1 protein-coding gene is annotated in these 399 nt (G+C 50.1%); it reads left to right on the top strand.

All coding sequences use genetic code 11. From position 1 onward, the window contains the following. Positions 1-399, top strand: a 399-nt coding sequence (locus tag KDM89_RS20105; RefSeq protein ID WP_212689648.1) for a DUF2726 domain-containing protein, incomplete at both ends; no start/stop codon positions are given.

The raw sequence follows: 399 nt of genomic DNA, 5'->3' as shown, positions 1-399 counted from the left end.
TGGCCTTATTACCTGCGACGTCCGGTGGGTGCAGCCGAACAGATATTATTTCACCGCCTGACGACAGCATTACCCGAGCATATCGTACTGACCCAGGTACAGATGTCGCGCATACTGGGAGTCAAAAAAGGTGCCAATCTGCTGGAATGGCATCAGCGTATTAACCAGCTGAGTTTTGACTATGTCATCTGCAAAAAAGATTTTTCAGTGGTGGCGGCAATCGAACTGAACGACGGAAGCGGTCGTACCCCTCATCACGAAACTGACTATCAAAAAGCCAAAGCCTGTAAAGATGCAGGCCTGCGACTGATACACTGGCACGTTAAACTATTACCGGATGAGGCTGCTATTCGTGCGGCCTTCTCTGAACCCGTAATCACACGTAGCGCGCATCCTGAA

It is taken from the genome of Cognatundibacterium luofuense, assembly GCF_018139685.1.
GTDB classification, from domain to species: domain Bacteria; phylum Pseudomonadota; class Gammaproteobacteria; order Burkholderiales; family Burkholderiaceae_D; genus Undibacterium; species Undibacterium luofuense.
Note: the sequence above shows the minus strand (reverse complement) of the source record. Positions and strands in the feature narration are given on the sequence as shown.